Source organism: Clostridioides sp. ES-S-0010-02, from assembly GCA_020641055.1.
Classification (GTDB): domain Bacteria; phylum Bacillota; class Clostridia; order Peptostreptococcales; family Peptostreptococcaceae; genus Clostridioides.
Map to the genome: position 1 here is coordinate 2,810,024 of CP067345.1, position 18,778 is coordinate 2,828,801.

Annotated in this window: 15 protein-coding genes and 1 pseudogene; 2 read left to right on the forward strand and 14 right to left on the reverse strand. The window is 25.9% G+C overall.

Translation table 11 applies throughout. The features are described 5' to 3' along the window. Positions 1–864: 864 nt before the first annotated feature. The 3 genes and pseudogenes from JJC01_13135 to JJC01_13145 all read right to left on the reverse strand — a co-directional run bounded on the left by JJC01_13135 (position 865) and on the right by JJC01_13145 (position 2,456). A pseudogene (locus JJC01_13135) lies at positions 865–1,719 on the reverse strand (4Fe-4S binding protein). A 10-nt stretch (positions 1,720–1,729) separates the two neighbouring features. Next, positions 1,730–1,879: a hypothetical protein gene (locus tag JJC01_13140; protein UDN57112.1), complete on the reverse strand. Its 150-nt coding sequence runs from the start codon at positions 1,877–1,879 to the stop codon at positions 1,730–1,732. Continuing rightward, entirely contained in the window at positions 1,872–2,456 is a 585-nt protein-coding gene (locus JJC01_13145) for a TlpA family protein disulfide reductase (GenBank protein ID UDN57113.1), read from the reverse strand. The genes JJC01_13140 and JJC01_13145 overlap by 8 nt, the downstream gene beginning before the upstream one ends. 421 nt (positions 2,457–2,877) lie before the next feature. Between JJC01_13145 and JJC01_13150 the strand changes: the two genes are divergently transcribed. Continuing rightward, positions 2,878–4,203 carry an MATE family efflux transporter gene (locus JJC01_13150; GenBank protein UDN57114.1) on the forward strand — a complete coding sequence of 442 codons (1,326 nt, stop codon included), beginning with the start codon at positions 2,878–2,880 and terminating at the stop codon, positions 4,201–4,203. 177 nt (positions 4,204–4,380) lie between these two features. Here JJC01_13150 and JJC01_13155 read toward each other — a convergent pair whose 3' ends face one another. From JJC01_13155 to JJC01_13185, 7 genes are all read right to left on the reverse strand, one after another. Continuing rightward, entirely contained in the window at positions 4,381–5,172 is a 792-nt protein-coding gene (locus JJC01_13155) for an ABC transporter permease (protein ID UDN57115.1), read from the reverse strand. Beyond that, positions 5,173–6,048 carry an ABC transporter ATP-binding protein gene (locus JJC01_13160; GenBank protein ID UDN57116.1) on the reverse strand — a complete coding sequence of 292 codons (876 nt, stop codon included), beginning with the start codon at positions 6,046–6,048 and terminating at the stop codon, positions 5,173–5,175. 3 nt (positions 6,049–6,051) lie between these two features. Continuing rightward, entirely contained in the window at positions 6,052–6,420 is a 369-nt protein-coding gene (locus tag JJC01_13165; protein UDN57117.1) for a GntR family transcriptional regulator, read from the reverse strand. Positions 6,421–6,607: 187 nt separating this feature from the next. After that, a complete protein-coding gene (deoC, locus tag JJC01_13170) occupies positions 6,608–7,267 on the reverse strand; it encodes a deoxyribose-phosphate aldolase (GenBank protein UDN57118.1) in 660 nt (219 codons plus the stop codon). Between the two features lie 35 nt (positions 7,268–7,302). Continuing rightward, positions 7,303–8,847 (reverse strand): murein biosynthesis integral membrane protein MurJ, encoded by a 1,545-nt coding sequence (gene murJ / locus JJC01_13175; protein ID UDN57119.1) that lies wholly within the window; start codon positions 8,845–8,847, stop codon positions 7,303–7,305. 696 nt (positions 8,848–9,543) lie between these two features. Next, on the reverse strand, positions 9,544–10,428 hold the full coding sequence (locus JJC01_13180; protein ID UDN57120.1) for a sigma-70 family RNA polymerase sigma factor: 885 nt from the start codon (positions 10,426–10,428) through the stop codon (positions 9,544–9,546). A 290-nt stretch (positions 10,429–10,718) separates the two neighbouring features. Continuing rightward, the gene (locus JJC01_13185) at positions 10,719–11,195 is read right to left on the reverse strand and encodes a type I restriction enzyme HsdR N-terminal domain-containing protein (protein ID UDN57121.1); all 477 of its coding nucleotides are present in this window, start codon (positions 11,193–11,195) and stop codon (positions 10,719–10,721) included. Positions 11,196–11,462: 267 nt separating this feature from the next. Between JJC01_13185 and JJC01_13190 the strand changes: the two genes are divergently transcribed. Further along, positions 11,463–12,653, forward strand: coding sequence for a DUF1002 domain-containing protein (locus tag JJC01_13190; GenBank protein ID UDN57122.1), 1,191 nt, complete (start codon positions 11,463–11,465; stop codon positions 12,651–12,653). Positions 12,654–12,732: 79 nt separating this feature from the next. Here the strand turns inward: JJC01_13190 and proC are convergent, their stop codons facing one another. From proC to JJC01_13210, 4 genes are all read right to left on the reverse strand, one after another. Continuing rightward, positions 12,733–13,536, reverse strand: a complete 804-nt coding sequence (proC, locus tag JJC01_13195; GenBank protein ID UDN57123.1) for a pyrroline-5-carboxylate reductase — start codon at positions 13,534–13,536, stop codon at positions 12,733–12,735. Between the two features lie 36 nt (positions 13,537–13,572). After that, on the reverse strand, positions 13,573–14,157 hold the full coding sequence (locus tag JJC01_13200) for a helix-turn-helix transcriptional regulator (protein ID UDN57124.1): 585 nt from the start codon (positions 14,155–14,157) through the stop codon (positions 13,573–13,575). A 1,095-nt stretch (positions 14,158–15,252) separates the two neighbouring features. Next, a complete protein-coding gene (locus JJC01_13205; protein ID UDN57125.1) occupies positions 15,253–15,861 on the reverse strand; it encodes a DNA-3-methyladenine glycosylase in 609 nt (202 codons plus the stop codon). Positions 15,862–15,975: 114 nt separating this feature from the next. After that, positions 15,976–18,714 (reverse strand): PAS domain-containing sensor histidine kinase, encoded by a 2,739-nt coding sequence (locus JJC01_13210; GenBank protein ID UDN57126.1) that lies wholly within the window; start codon positions 18,712–18,714, stop codon positions 15,976–15,978. Positions 18,715–18,778 lie beyond the last annotated feature (64 nt).

Consider the following 18,778-nt stretch of genomic DNA (forward strand, 5'->3'; position numbering starts at 1 on the left):
ATAACCTATAAAAAATACCTACATAAACTCTTATAAATAACATAAATAGTATAATAAAAGTGGCACTTATAATTAAGTGCCACTTTTATTATACTATTTATGTTACATATTTAATTATTTTTATATAATTCAAGCAAATATTTATATTGCCAATTATGTTCTTTATTAGCATCTTTATTTCTATAAGAAACAACTTTTACATAATAAACTTCTACATATTGACCATAATTTTAATAAATTATTGAGTATGTTTTATCTATAAATTTAGTTTTTTTATTCTCCATCAAGTTTTTTAAAATAATCTTTATTATACTCAGCTAGATAATCTGTACCTCCTCCAGTAATTACATTTAAAAGTTTCATTGCAAATTCAGGGCTAGCTTTACATATATAATTTTCCCCAGACTTAACGACTTCTAAAGCAATTGTAAACTCTTTTTTATTTGCAGAATCAATGTCCTCCATAGTTGGATTAGGCATCATTTCTCCTAATTTAGGAGGATTCTTTTTTAATATAGAAACCATATCTGTATTATTAATTTTTAAATCTACAATAACTTTATCGTCTTTTTTCTTTATATTTTCGATTTTCCAAGACATATTTTTAGAATACATTTTAAATCCTTCTTTGTCACTATAGATAAAACTACCTAACCCTGATTCTGGAAAATATTTATCTACTTTATCAGAATCTTGAGTCTTTATTGCATTAAACATATTATCTACTTCACTTTTTATTTTATTGTCATTATTACACCCAGTTAATACTAATACTGAGATTGCAAACATCATAATACATATAGTAATCTTCTTCATTAAATTATTTCCCCTTACATTTTTTTTAAATATTGATTTATTCTTTATATTTTTTGAAAAAGTTGCAGTAATTGCATTTTGAGGGCACACTTTTATACAATCACCACATCTAATACATTCTAAACTATTTACATCTTCATATATTGGAATATCAAGCTTACATTTTGACTGACATACTGTACAATTTGTACATTTATCTTTATCAATTTTAAATCTATATATTGAAATAGGATTAAAGAAACTATAAATTGCACCTAAAGGACATAAGTACCTACAAAATGGTCTATAAATCATTATTGACACTAATAAAATCAATATCAAAATACTTAATTTCCAGCTAAATAAGAATCCTATGGATTCTTTTAAACTTTCATTTTCTAAAATAAGAGGTACCCCACCTAATAATGTACCTGAAGGACAAATCCACTTGCAAAACCAAGGATTACCACCACCTGCTACATTTACAATAGTAATTGGTAAAATAATTACAAAAACTATTAAAACTATGTATTTTAGATATTTTAAATATTTGTCACCATAAACTTTTTTTACTTTTAATGGAAATGGTATTTTATATAATAAATCTTGAATAAGTCCAAAAGGACAAAGCCATCCACAAACAAAGCGTCCAAAAAAAGCTCCAAATGCCATTAAAAATCCTACAACATAAAATGAAAATTTATAATCCCTACTTGATAAAACGGCTTGTAGTGAACCTATTGGACATGCACCTAGTGCCCCTGGACAAGAATAGCAATTTAATCCAGGTACACACAAGTTTTTACTTTCTCCACCATAAATAGTCCCTTGCAAAAAACCATTTATATATCCATTTGTTAATGCTGTAAATGCAATCTGAGTAATAATTCTTATATTATTGTTTATTTTTGATAATAACTTCATGATTGCTCTCCTAACCAATACCAATACATTCAAGGCAAATCATAATTGCTTTAGTTAATACTATATTTGCTTCTCCACGATATATGCCCAATACAATAAATGAAATACCAATTACAATAATAGAAATACCTTTTTTATTTTCTTTAATAAAGTTACTCATTACTTTTTACCATCTTTAATCTTTCATCTATAATTTTTTTCCATTCTTCTTTGCTATTTGCACCTGCAACTTTGTCACCTACAAATTTCCCGTTCTTGTCTACAAAATAAGTTGTTGGAAACTCTATAATTCTTTTAAAATCAGTCTTTTTCAAACCTTCAGATACTGTTAATTGTTGATAGGTAGCATTTGATTTTTTCATAATATCTTTAACTAAGTCTCTCTCTTCATCAGAAAGACCAGTTTTCATATCAGCTCCATCCACTTCTACAACTAATCCCTTTATAGCTACATTTGAATTATTACTTGCATATTCTTTTGATAAAGCTTCAAGTTCTGGCATCTCACCTACACATGGACCACACCAGGTAGTCCAAACATTAATAAGAGTAAGGTCTTTACTTGAAAACACCTCCTTTGTTACCTTATTTCCATCTACATCTTTTGTTTCTAGATTAAAAAACCATTCACTATTCTTTTCGCTTGTGTCTATAGGCTTAGACTCTTTTTTACTACAACCAGAAAGTATACCTAAAACAAAAACACATCCCAAAACTAATACAAAAAACCTTTTCATACTTCACACTCCTAATATCTATATAATATATAAAATTGTTGATTGAAATAAAAGTAACCTATTCTCTATACTATAGTTATTACATTTAATAAATAATAGCCAACCTAAGGAAAACTATATTGAATATATATAGTTACTAAAATATACTTCTTATCAAACAAAATCTTATATATATGATAAGCTGTAAAACTTAAGATTATATACCTATATTTCTAAAGATTTTCTTAAGATATAATTATCTTTTTCAATAGAGTATAATTATTCTTTCAATAAAAGTTCATTAATCGCTATTCTATAAATTATACGAAACATAAGTTATTATTGATTTAAAGCCATTTATAGTATTAGCAAAGTTTTTCTTGACTATATAGTTACTATATACCTTATTATATATAGAGAGTAATAAAAGGAGGTAAAATTTATGGAAAATTTATTTACAAGAAAATTCACTACTTTTGAATTTCTGAAATTTGTTTCTCCTGCAATTATATCCATGGTATTTATATCTTTATACACAATAATAGATGGTATATTTGTGTCAACATTAGTTGGCTCAGATGCTCTTGCTAGTATAAATATTGTACTACCCATAATCAACCTTGTTTGTGGTTTTGGAATAATGATGGCAACTGGTGGAGGAGCTATAGTTTCTATACGTATGGGGGAAAATAGACAAGATGAAGCCAATTCTACATTTTCTTTTATAGTTTTATTTTCATTGATTATTGGAATTTTATTCACAATAATCTCGTATTTTTTTGTCAAAGAAATATCTATTTTACTTGGAGCAACAGATAAACTACTACCTTATTGTATAACTTATGGTAAGGTTATGATTTTATGTACACCTTTTTATATTTTAAAATTTATATTTGAATATTTTACAAGAACTGATGGAAACTCTAAATTTAGTTTATTTCTATCAGTAATTGGAGGTGTAACAAATATAATATTAGATTATGTGTTTATTAAATATTTTGGAATGGGTCTTCTAGGTGCTGCGGTTGCAACTGCTATAGGTATCATTTTAACTTGTATTTTAGGTATAGCCTACTTCTTATCAAGTAAGTCTACATTAAAATTAAAAAAACCAAAAACTGATTTTAGACTTATAAGAGATACAATGATAAATGGTTCTTCTGAAATGGTTACAGAATTATCTACAGGAATTACAACATTCTTATTTAATATAGTTGCTTTAAGATTAGCAGGAGAAACTGGACTTGCAGCTCTTACTATAGTACTTTATGCTCACTTTTTGATGACATCGGTTTATCTAGGTTTTGCTGCTGGAGTATCACCATTGATAAGTTATAATTTTGGTGCTGAAAATAGTGATAAGTTAAAAGAAACATTTAAGCATTCTTTAAAATTTATATTTGTTTCTTCTATTTTAGTTTTTATTGTAGCTTTAGTTTTTGCACCACTTATTGTTAGAGTTTTTGTAAATCCTGATAATGAGGTATTTGGTTTAGCTTTACAAGGTCTAAAAATATTTGCTTTTGCTTTTTTATTTGTTGGTATAAATATATTTGCATCAGGATTTTTCACAGCATTTCACAACGGAAAAATTTCAGCTATTATATCTTTTAGTCGTGCCTTTGTTTTTGTAATTATAGGAATTGTAATTCTTCCTCCTATATTGCATCTAAATGGATTATGGCTTACTGTTCCATTTGCTGAAATTATAACTATATTTATATCTATATTGTTTATAAAAAAATATAAGAGTAAATATAAGTATTAGTAAAATATATACTTGTTAAAATTAATAAAGCTAGCTTAAAGTAACCGTATTCAAATTTCGCTTTAGAAACTTCATATTTGTAATGAAATTAAAGCCCTTAAAATCCAAAACAAATGGTTTTTAAGGGCTTTTCACTAGTAATATTTAAATCTACTTTTAAGGTGATTTCTATTTTAATTATAATAAATCATTTGCATAATCCTTAATTGGAGCTCTTCTAAGTAGTAATATTATTAAGGCTATACAAACAAATATAGTTCCTACTTTTAACCCTAATAAAATAGAAGGATTTTCAAATAAAATAATAATTTTATCTAAATATGTAATCATTTTTTGCATATGTTTAATTGCAAAATTAACTACATAAATTAATATCAATATTGGTAGTCCTATTAATATGGTAAAGCTTGTAGCTTTTCTAACCCTATACGTAAAAGCACCCAATAAAGCGCCTATCAAACCTATACATATTTCACTAATACATAAATTTATAAAATAATTTAAATAAGCTAGTGGCATATTTGTTGTTGATGATTTTATTATCATGGGTATAGAGGTCCAAATTAAATCTTGTTTCAGTAAAGCTAACATATCTACCTTATAACCAGTTATAAGCTCAATAGATAACTTTGATAAAAATATCAAAACTATACTTACAATAGAAAGAACAAAGGCTAAAATAATTAAAGTTAGTATAATAGCTTTTATACAATTCTTTCTATCTGCCCTTATACTTAAAGCACCTGAAAAATCTTTATTTACTATAGATATTCCATATACAAATATTAGTATACTTATATAGTTTAAAAGTGGAGTTGTAAATGAAGATAAGTCTTCTCTAGGTAAATTAGCAAAATTTACAATAATAAGTGGTAAAACATTTAAAAAAACACCTATTACCAAAAATAAAATTATATACGTTTTTGTATTTTTATTAAAAAATTTCATATATGGTCTTAATTCATTCAATTACAAAACCTCCTTTTTAGTCATACTTACAAACATATCTTGTAATCCTATATATCCTACATCTATATTTGAATTTTTAAGTATATTTTCATCGTTTTTATTAAAGTCACCATAGTAAAAATAGGCAACTGTATTTCCAAATGATTTTTTAGGCTTTACATTTCTTATTGCTTCTAATTTTTCTACTTCTTCTCTGCTTCCAGTAATATAATGAGCTTTTTGTTTTATAGTATCAATATCTTCATCTATAATAATCTTACCTTCATTTAATATTATTACATGCTCTAATAAATCATCTATTTCATCAATCAAATGAGTTGATATTATTATCGTTCTTGGATTTTTTATATAATTATCTAAGATTACATTATAAAATTCTTGCCTGTTTACTGCATCTAGACCAATTGTTGGTTCATCAAATATAGTAATAGCTGAATTGGAACAAATTCCTATTATATTTGAAAGTATAGTCTTCATTCCCCTAGACAATTGTCTATACTTTTTCTTTATATTTAAATCAAAATATTTACATAGTTTTTCTTCTAATGCCTTATCATAATTTTTATAGAAGCTAGAAGAAAACTCAAATATCTGACCTACCTTAAAGTCTGAATTATAAAATTCTTTTTCTCTTACAATACAAATATCTTCCAATACTTTTAAATCTTCTTTTATATTTTTTCCTGAAATTTCTATATCTCCTTCACTTTGAATTAATTGATTTACTATTATATTCAATAATGTAGTTTTCCCAGCACCATTTTTTCCTAATAAACCATATATTTTATTTTCTTCAAAATTCAGAGATACATTATCAAAAATCTTTTGTTTTTTGAAGCTATGAGACAAATTTTTTATCCTAATAGAGTTACTCATACATTACTCCCCCTTAAAATTTATTATAATATCAACTAATTCTTCTCTGTTTATTTCTAATTTATCTGCTTCTTGAAGTAGATTTTTTATAAAATTATTTTTAAAGTTTTCTTTCCTAACTTCTTTTATTATACTTCTTGCCCCCTCTGATACAAACATTCCTATCCCTCTCTTCTTGTATAAAATATTCTTATCAACTAATGTATTTATTCCTTTCAAGACTGTAGCAGGATTAATTTTATAAAGCTTTGAAAGTTCAGTTGTTGATGGAACCTGCTCTTCTTCTTTTATTCCATCTGATAGTATTTCATCTTCAATTGCTCGTGCTATCTGAATAAATATGGGTTCTTCATTATTTAATATTAATTTCATAGGTTCCTCCTTCCTAAGTTAGTTAATTGCTTAAGTAACTAACTATAAGACTATAATATATTATAAAGTTTTCTCTGTCAAGATTAAATAAAAAAAACAGAGGGAAATTTCCCTCTGCCTTTTATTCTATAAATTTATAATTAAACTAATATCTAGTTGTCATTGTTTTATCCATTAATTAATAGTTTTAATAACCTGTTATGTCTTCATTTTTTAATATTTTACATATTGAACTAGTACCTAATCTTTCAGCACCTGCCTCTATAAATTTTTCTGCATCAGAAATCGATTTAACACCTCCAGCAGCCTTTATCTTAACAGTTTCTCCAACATGCTCTTTCATAAGCTTTATATCTTCTAAAGTAGCTCCACCTGTTCCCATTCCAGTAGATGTCTTTATAAAATCTGCACCAGACACTGTTACTATCTCACACATCTTTACTTTTTCATATTCCTCTAAATAACATGTTTCTATAATAACTTTTAATATTTTATCTCCAATAATTGCTTTTATTTCTTTTATCTCATTTTCTATCTTCTCATAGTCCCCATTTTTAATATCTGAAATATTTACAACCATATCAACTTCATCTGCTCCATTTTTAATTGCATCTTCAGCTTCAAATACCTTTGTTGCAGTAGTTTGATATCCTAGGGGAAATCCTATTACTGTGCATACCTTTATTTTACTATTTAAATATTCTACTGCTCTTTTTACATATGATGGTGGTATACAAACTGATGCTACATTCATGTTTATAGCCTCATCACATAAAATCTTAATATCTTCCCATGTCGTTGTAGCCTTTAAAATAGTATGGTCTACTGTTTTTAATATGTGTTTCATAAAATCCTCCTAAATATATAATTAATATAGTTAAACTAGTTTTTTAAGTGTAACTTTCTTTTTGCAATATTTAATATCATATCAACTTCTTCAACTTTAAAAATGGTCATTAGTAATGTATAAATTCCACCTCCAACTATTACTGAAATGGTTAACGATACTAACTCGTTAAGTGTACCTACGCCTAAAAGTCCAAATATAAATTTATACGTAAAATATGATAAAATTCCCATAATAACTGATGCTACTAATGATTTTAAGGTTGCTTTTATTATCTTATCTTGTCCAAAATAACCTACTTTCCTTCTTAAATTTATGAAAAGTAACAATATACATGCAATTGATGATGAACTAGTTGCAAGAGCAAGACCACCATGAGCCATAGGTTTTATTAAAATTAAATCTAGCACTATATTTACACAAACAGATATAATACCATTTACCATAGGTGTTTTTGTATCTTGTAATGAATAAAAAACTTTACCTAATATATCTCTAAGTCCAAATGCAGTCATTCCAACTGCATAGAAAACTAAAGCAGTTGCTGTCATTTGAGTTGCTCTAGCATCAAAAGCTCCTCTTTCAAATATAATTCTAACAACTGGATTTGCAAAAACAATAGACCCAACTGAAATAGGAATCATAGAAATTATTATCATATTGACACTAGATTTAACTGAACTAGTAAATTTTTTTTGATTATTCTCTGCACTTAATTTTGACAGCATTGGGTACATAACAGACACTATTGAGGCTGTAAATGTCCCTGTAACAAAACCATTTAACCTATCTGCATAAGTAAGTGCTGGTATACTACCTTTAACTAATGTAGATGCTAAAGTTGTATCAACTAATGAGTTTACTTGATTAACAGCAACACCTATAAACACTGGTGAAAGTAATGCCAGCAATTTTATAAGACTATCATCTTTAAAATCTAAGTAAAATGAATATTTGTAATCTGTTTTTTTAACAAAAAACATGTAAAAAAGTAGCTGAACTATCATAGCAACTACAGCACCAACTGGAAGTACATATGGTCCAAACACGGTACTTATCATTATTGAAATAATTATTACTATATTATAGGGGATACTACCAAATCCAACTATGATAAAATTTTCTTTTATTTGTAAAAATGCTGACATAACACTAGTAATACCTATAAATATTATTCCCGTTATAAGTACTTTAGTAAATTTTACAGTAAGCTCAAATCTTTCGCCTTCAAATCCTATAGCAAATATACTCACAAGTTGTTTTGAAAAAATCACACCCAGTATAGCTACAATTATGCATATACCAACTATTATATTTAAGACATTGTTTAAAAATTTTACTGCTTGTTTTTCACCTTGTTTACTACTTATGTCTTGATACATTGGTATAAAAGTAGTAACTATAGCAGTTCCTATTGCTGCAAATATAATATTTGGTATATTCATAGCTGTCAAATAACTTTCTGTATACAAACCTGTTCCATAAATTGATGATAAAACCAATTCTCTACCCATGCCAAGAATCTTAGATATTACAGTAACTATCATCAAATAAAAAGTTGCTTTAGCCACTTTGCTCATTTCATCACTCCACTTCTAACACACTTCTTTTAGTTCAGTAAAAGCTAGCCTCTTATATATAATTTAATCTATTATTCCTACATTTTCTGAAGATAATAGTAGTTGTTTATTCTTTAATATATCATAAATAACATTATTTTTTATGTTTTTTATTTATACAACATTTTCTATAATCGCAATTTAAATCTAATAGAATAAATTTAATTGAATTCACAGAAATGGAGTTATTATTTTCTAATCTAGGTAAAACAAAACACTTATATTAGCAATATCTTTAAATTTCATTTTATTCATTTCTTATAACTTAATAATCTCAACATAAGGAAAATATATAATCATTTTTAAGTTATATTTTAACATATTTTATCTATTTTGAAAAATTTTAATCACTTTTACTAAATAATTATTTATTTAAAGAAAATCCAAAAAAGTATTCTCCTCAATGAAGAATACTTAACAGAGATATATAAGTGCATTTTAAATAAAGTACATCAATATGATTATTAATAGTCGTCAATAAGCTAATAAAAACTCAACTTTTCTGCAAGTTAAAGTAATGTAAAGGTAATTTTTATTTTATTAATCTCATATTTTCCTATTGAAAAACCATTATTGATTATGTGTAAGTATAACAAAAGAAAAAACAAAAGTAGGAGAATCTTTCTCCTACTTTCTTTTATATTCGCTTTATAAATATTAATAAAAATGCTTTAATTGTTTTAATTTACTTGGATGTCTTAATTTTCTTATTGCTTTAGCTTCTATTTGTCTTATTCTTTCTCTAGTAACTCCAAACACCTTTCCAATTTGCTCTAATGTCTTAGGGTCATCATCATCAATGCCAAATCTCATTCTCAAAACCTGCTGTTCTTGTTCTCCAAGACCTGTAAGTAATTCTTCTATTTTTTCTTTTAAATTATGTTGTTCCACTTCATGCATTACAACATCTTTAAAATCAGCATCTGATGGTATAAATTCAACTAAACTACTATCTTCATCTTCTTTTAATGGTGTATCCAAAGATACAACATTTTTATCTCGTTTTAATAATTCCAATACTTTCTCAACCTCAAGACCACAAGCATCTGCAATCTCATCTACAGTTGGTTCTCTTAATAATACATTTAAAAGTTCTTGTTTCTTTTTCTTTACAAAATTTATTCTTTGGTGAAGATGTATAGGTATTCTAATAGTATTTTCGCAATCATCAATATATCTTGTTATGCTTTGTTTTATCCACCATGTAGCATAAGTGCTAAATTTGTATCCTTTTTTATAATCGTACTTCTCTACTGCTTTTATGAGTCCTATATTTCCCGCTTGAATTAAGTCTAGCATATCAATACTATCTCTTTTATATCTTTTTGCTATGCTCACTACCAACCTATAATTTGAATTTATAAACTTTTCCTTTGCTACTGAAGATGAGTTGATTATTTCCTTTGCCAGCTCTACCTCTTCTCCTGCTGACAACATTTTGTATTCCTCAATTTCCTTTAAATACATTTTCATCGCATTTGATACATTTGATGAACCCACACAAATATAATTTTCATAATTATTTTCTTTTTTAGTATCCATAATCAAACCCCTTCTATTCATAGAATTTGCTAAAACAAAAATAAATAATTTAAAACTACATAATCTACAACTACATAATATCCCCTTCTTCAAATAAGTTGTTTTGTATATTATGTATACAAAGTTATAAAAACTATACCTATAATATTATTCTACCTCTAACCCTAATATCCTCCTTATATATATAATTTATTTTATTATATATTGTTATATCCTAAGTTTTTAGATTGATATATGTCTAAAAAAAGACTGTTGATTAAACAGTCTTTTTTAATATATATGCTTGTTATTTACTTTTCATGATGATTGCATCCACATCCACAATTTTCATCGTGATGATGATGTTCTTCTTCTGAATCTTTAACTTGTTGTTCCATCTCATTAAACTCTTTTACCATTATATCATAAGTTGGAAGTGCTGCCTCAGTATCATATTCTTCGCCTCTCCAATCAGCATACATCATAGCATCACCATTAGTTAAAACCAATCTACCTGACATAGTTATGTTATCTACTTCTTCTAAAAATTCTATTTGTTTTTGTAAAACTTCCCCTTCTAATTCTACATCTTCATCTAAACACTGCACTATCATTACTGGAGCGTAATAATCCTCATCATCTTTAACATTTACAATAATATCTAAAGTTCCCTCTGCACCTTCTTCAAATTCTGCTAATTCAACATTTGTATCAATCATGTCCTGAGGTACTAATAAATCTTCTATTAAATATTTTATTACTCTGTCTTTTACTAATTCTTTTGACATTTATTTTTTCTCCTTCCGATTCTATAACATTATCATAATCATTTCTATATTATAGTATACTACATTAATTGTTTTTTCAATCTCTTATAAAAATTATTTTTTTATTATTTACCTTATATTACCTTTTTTATTACAAACTTGTAATCGCATTGATTTAAAAAATAGTTTATATTTAGTATAATAGAAATGTAGCACATATTTTTATTCAATATATTGATAAAAATATATATTGAAAATGTAATGTATGTTAAATCTAGGAGGATTATTATGAAGTTTAAAAAACAAATTAGCTCTATTATTATATCTACTATGCTTGTGTTTGGAAGTTTAAACCTTGCTTATGCAGATGGAACAAATGTTGTTACACTTGGAGCTAACTTATCAGAATCTCAAAAACAACAAATGCTTAATTATTTTGGAGTTAAAAAAGACCAAGTCTTAGTTTTAGATGTAACAAATGCAGAAGAAAGACAATATTTACAAGGTGTTGCAACAGAGAGCCAACTTGGTAAAGTTACTATTTCTTGCTCTTATGTTGAGCCTACAACAAATGGCAATGGAATTAATGTTAAAACAGCAAATTTAACTTGGGTAACTAGCTCAATGATTGCTTCAACACTTACAACAGCTGGTCTTGAAAATGCAAATGTTATTGCTGCTGCTCCATATCCTGTAAGTGGTACTGGTGCATTGACAGGAATTATGAAAGCATTTGAAGATGCATCAGGAAAAAAACTTGACGAAACAAAAAAGGAAATTGCTTCTGAAGAGTTAGTGGTTACAGGTGATTTAGGAGATGATATAGGTCAAGAAAAAGCAACTGGTGTGATGAATGATATCAAAACAGAAATTGTAAAAAATGGTACAAAGGATACTAATCAAATAGCTAATACGATAAATAATGTTGTAAACAATTACAATATTACTATTACACCAGAACAAAAAGAACAAATTCAAGGTGTAATGAAAAAAATAGCTGACCAAGATTATGATTACAATAATATGAAAAATACATTGGATAATGTATCAGACAATGTAAATGAACAACTAAAAAAATTAGGTGATAGTGTTAAAGGTTCTGGAATACTAGATACTATAGGTGGATGGTTTAGTGGAATAGGAGATTGGTTCTCTGGTTTATTCTCAGGAGGAGATAAAAAAGATTTGGGAATCTTAAATAACACTAATGATGAGTCTCTTGGCTCAAATGCTGTGATAAACTCTACAGAAGGTGTTCAAATAAATCCACAAGATAATACTAACTCTAATAATACAGATAACTCAGAAGATAGTACTAACTCTAATAATACGGATAACTCAGAAAATAATAGCGAGAATAATGATAACACTCAATCAAGTGAAAATAACACAACTAATAATTCTGAAAATCAATCCAATACTAATGACTCAGTTGGTTTCTTTGAAAAAATAAAGAATTGGCTTTCAGGTTTATTTTAAAAATTAAGTAAATAAAAGAATTGCCTAATATAGAAATTTTCTATAAAAGGCAATTCTTTTTATCTCAAATAAATTCTTATTACTTGCTCATTTTTTGAGATTTTTCTATACATGCACATATAGCTTTTATAACAGAGGCTCTAAAACCTTCCTCTTCAAGGACTTTAACTGCTTCTATAGTAGTCCCTCCAGGTGAGCATACCATATCTTTTAGTTCACCAGGATGTTTTCCTGTTTCAAGTACCATTTTTGCAGAACCCATAACTGCTTGTGCTGCAAATTTATATGCTTGTTGTCTTGGCATTCCTGCAATTACTGCTGCATCTGCAATAGCTTCTATAAACAAAAACACATAGGCTGGTGCAGAACCACTCGCTCCAATCACTGCTTCTATAAGATATTCTGGTACGACTTCAGTGTTTCCAAAAGAACTAAATACTTCTACCACTGCTTCTAAATCTTCATCTTTTATATTTTTATTTATAGATATTGAAGACATAGCCTCATTTACAAGTGCAGGAGTATTAGGCATAGTTCTAACTATTTTTTTATTTTCACCTATAATTGCCTCTATATCTTTTATAGATTTTCCTGCTGCTATTGTAACTATAATCTTACTATCATCTACAAAATCTTTTATCTCTTCTAAAATATCATCATATATGTCTGGCTTAACAGCTACAATTACTATATCAGAATTTCTAGTAACCTCTTTTGAATCTTTTGTAGTATTTATACCAAAATTTGCATGTATTCTATCAAGAGTTCCTTGAGTATATGCTGATGCTGTTACCATATTAGGTTCAACTAATTTTGAATTTACTATACCACCTATCATAGCACTGGCCATATTCCCTGCACCTATAAATCCAATTCTTTTCACTGTAATACTCCTCCTTAAATAAGTAATAACTAAACTTTAAGCTTCTTTAACTGTATCAGAATTTTCAAATGGATTTGGTATACTTACCACTAAAATTCTTACCATCTTATTAGTATAGTTAACCCAATTGTGATTGTTCTTTTCACTATTGTAGTGTATTGTATCACCTGGATACATTTCAATTTGCTCGTCACCCAAAAACACTGTAAGAGTGCCCTCTAAAACATATACAAATTCTTCACCACTATGTACATAGCAACAAATTTCTTCACTACTTTTACTTGGAAGAATTTCAATTAATCTTGGTAACATAGTTTTTTCTTTTAAATTAGATGATAAATGATAATGTATAAATGTTGAATTTTCTACATCAAAAACTTCTTTTTCATAACTTCTTAATACAGGTCTCTTATGCTCCTTTGGTTTCATAAAAAAGTAAGTTAAATCTACATCCAATACATTTGCTATTTTACCTAATGAATCTGTTGCCACACTTGTTAATCCTCTTTCAAGCTGTGACAAAAATCCAATTGATAAGTTTGTTTTCTCACTCATATCTTTCAGTGTCATTTGTTTTTGAGTTCTAAGTTGCTTTATTTTTGCTCCTATGTCCTTATTCAAAACCATCACCCCTAAATAATTTTAATTTTTTCATAATATAAATATAAGAATATAAATATAGGCTATTATATCTATAATATTTCACCTCAAAAAAACTTTATTAGTATAAATATAATTTATTCACTTTCTTTTGTCTACACATTTATCATTATTTATAATTTATTATATATATCTCTCTACCTAATTTAATAAAATTTATTAATCATTTTTCTATTTTTTAATATATCTGATTATAATGACTTTTTTTATATTATAAAACTATATTATAAAACTTAAGTTATTCCTATAATTTACTTTATTATTTATATAGTTCATAATATATAAATCCTATTAGTATAATTTTTATCAGATTACTATCTTTAATTTATGTATATTGCATTATATAGTTTATTTGAATTTAACTATTAAAAATCAAGCTTATTATATTGCTATTTCTACAGATTTTTACATCCTTTACAATAATTATAACATAATTTTACAATTTAATAGTATCTATTCAATGCCTTTTTTTATTTCTACAATATCTTATATTTTACAGTCTAAAACTATACATATTTTTCTAATATTTATACAGATACAGACTTGTTATTTCCTAATTTAACAATCGTTATCAAAATATTTATCATCTTTTTAAATTCCATTTTTAAATTTTCTGTCTAACAATAATTTTCATAATAAACCATATGAAATCACCTTATAACCTCAATCATACGATTTTAAATATATCTCTATTCTAAAGATACTTTCTTTTTTTGTCAAAATTTTTCTATTTTTTATAAATAATTATTTGTTGTAATAAATAATCTGTTTAATATAAAATAAACTAACTTTATATATAAACACGACTATTCTTAATAAAATGCGTCCAAAAGTTAATATTCATTTATTTTATAGTATAATATTATCATACTTATTTTGTTGAAATATATCTTTGTTTGTATAAACAAAACAATTGAAAATAATTATAAAAATCTACTGAAAATACATCTCCTGCTTTATAAATTTATTTATACTAAAATAAAAATTCTATAAAAAATAAGATATATATTTATAAAAAATAATTTTTATAAATATATATCTTATTGATATCAGTACCTATTCTATATAAAAACGCCATAAAAAATCTTTTGCTTCTTCTGCATAGTCTATATTTATACGTTTACTAGTTTTTATATCCAATTTATCTTCACTAAATACTTTTTTTCCTTCATTATCATAATAAAAGTCACTTATATATAATTCTTCACCCATTATACTCTTACTATTTAAGCTTCTATCTATTTTTAAAGCCTTACAAAGTTTTCCTGGTCCATTAGTAATATTTTTTATTTGATACTTACTCAAATTATCATACAGTTTATTATATCTATTTACAGATATCTCATTTAAAGAAGTTATTGGTTCGACACCTCTTATTAACACACACTCTGGTACATTTTCTATATTTGCTGATAGATTTAGACAATTGTACATACCATAAATTAAATAAACATATATATGTCCACCATCTAAATAGAGAGGCTTAGTTCTCTCAGTTCTTTTATCACCATATACATGTGCGCCTTTGTCATTTATACCCATGTATGCCTCTGTCTCTACTATCTTGGTAACAATTGTTTTATTTTCATATTTTCTTATTAAATATTTACCTAATATAGATTTAGCTAAATCAATTCCATTTTTCCTAAAAAAATCCTTTTCCAAAATTCCACCTCATAAAGTTTATTTATAGTCAGTTAAATACAGCTAAAATCATAAGTAAAATTAGTCTGCTTTTAATTGTATATTAATATATAAAATAATGGATTTCAATATTTACTACTTATATATATCAAAAAATTCTATCTCGAATTTTTCAATATTATCGTTGTAATTTGATTTATCATAGACTTCTTCAACTACTTCTTTAATTGGGAATATTATTTTTACCTTTGTTCCTTCTCCTAATTTACTATCTATATAAATTTCTCCATTTTGAATTTCAATTAATGATTTTGCAAGACACAATCCTATTCCACTGCCGAATTCGTTTGATATACCACTATTTTCAATTTGTTTAAATCTATTAAATATGTCGTTTAATTTCTCCTTTTCTATACCTATTCCAGTATCTTTTATAAGTATTTCTACATTTTCACCCTCTTTATATATTCCTACAAGTATTTCTCCACCTTCTAAAGTAAACTTTATAGCATTTGATAATATATTCAATATTATCCTCTCTATAGATTCTGGGTCAAGTCCTACTCTCATGGTTTCTTCATTTGTATCAAAAACTAAGTCTATTCCCTTAGATTTTGCATAACTGCTAATGGATGTAACTATTCTTTCTGTTATATCGATAATATCAAAGTTAACCGCTTTAATCTTATATATTTCTGATTTAACTTGAGAAATATTTATTATATTATCTATTAATCTTAATAATCTAAACATGTTTTGTTTAGTTATTTTTATGTGTTCTCTTAATATATCTTGACAGTCAATTATCTTTCCTTTTTTATAAAGATTCTCGATAAGCTGAACTGAACTATAGATATTATTTAAAGGGGTCTTAAGTTCATGAGATATATTAGCATAGAACTCCATCTTCATCTGGTCATACTGTCTTTGTTTTATTAATGCTTTTTTAAGTCTCTCAGACTCTCTTTGTACACTTAAATCTTTAATTATTCTCACTCTACTTCTCTTCTGCCCAAAGTATAAGGTTCTTGATATCATCTTTACTTCTTTAATATGATTGTTTTCATTTACTATATGAATACTTTTTTCTCTTTCACCTATATTTAAATTGTTTATGTATTTTTTTACTAAGATATTTCTATATTTTTGTGTTGTTACGCCTAGTACATCACTTGATATTCCAAATAATTCTCTAAAAGCTCTATTCGTATAGAGTACTCTTGATGTACTTAAATCTTCAAGAAAAATAGCCTCTGGTATAGCATCTAATAATTTTTCATATATTATTTTTTGTTCATTTACTGTTCTAAGTATATTTATTTCTTTAGTTATATCTCTAAATGTAAGTAACTTAAATAATTTATTATTTGACCAATAATCTCCAACTCTTACTTCTTCAACATGTTCTTCGCCCTCTGAATCAGACATTACAAAATTAATTATACAATTTGCTGTATCATTATAACTTACTATTTCAGCTTTCTTTTCTTTTGTTAGATTTAATCTTTTAAACTCTCTATTATCAAAAAAATCTATGTTAAAGGTTTCAAAATATTTTTCTAATGTCATATTAACTAGCTCTTTTGGTGTACATTTAAAACTCTTTTCATATTTTTTATTTATGCTTATTACTTTATTCTTCTTTATACCACCTTCTGCACTTCTTACAAGTATAGGAGATGGTATATTTAATATTATATTTTCATAATCTTTATTTATAGCCCTTATCTCTTTATCCATTTTTATTTCATTTGTAATATTATTTAAGCTTATTAAATAATTACTTTCTTCTTCATTATTACTTAAACTTAACAAATATATTTTATTATTCAACTCTACTTGTTTATCAATTATACTTATATCCGTATCAAATTTCTTTAGCTTTTCAGCTACATGCTCATCTTCCTTTATAAAATTTAATATGTGATAAAAGTTTTTCATATCCTTTGAAAATTCATCTTTAAATGCATTATTTGTATAACTTATATTAAAATCATAATCTGTTATTATCCATACATTTGGTATAGTATCAAGTGCTTGTCTTAATAACTCTTTTCTTTCATCTATGTAATTTTTTAATGTTTTCTGTATAGTCATGTCCTTTTCTATTGCTAGATTTATCTTACTTAATTGTTCTGACTTTTTACTTAATTTCTTATTTATTGAATTTAATTCATAATATGGATATACCACTCTATTAATTAGACTGTATACATACACATAGTAAGTATAATTACATAACAATAAATACACTACTCCTATTAATCTATCTGTATCTACTATACTAATTTGACAAGTTGTTATAAAACCTATAATAGTTGCAAATAAAGCAAAGTATGATAAATTTTTTATTAAGCTATAATGTTCAGTTTCACTATTAGTTTTGTTTAATACAAACAATAAATTGAACAAAGACATGACAACATTAATTGCCATAATAATCATATTCAAATAAAAGTTATTAAAAATACTTCTTAAAAGATAATCTACTATTACAAAAGTACTGTTGAAAATCAACAAATGACTTATTCTCAGCTTTTTTATTTTAGAAATTGTTAAGTATATAAATGTAGATATATTAATTATACTTAAATTGAGTATCATAACTTGGAATTTTTGAATCTCTAATTCTGCTATGCCTAAAATCCCCACAAAAACTAATACAAGGCATCCTAATTTTAGTATGTTTATAAATTCATCTTTTTCAAAACTAGTTATATAAACTATAGAATATCCAAATATCCAAAGTAAAATTATTCTATACATATTTATGGAAACTGTATACAAATTTATATTCAAAAGTGCAATAATTAAAAATAACCCATTAGCCAATATATAGCCCTTATTCTTCCTTAAAGTTCCTTTAGATTCCATATTCTCCACCACTTCTTCATTTTTATATAGTTTTATCTATAAATATGTTACCACAATTCTCCCA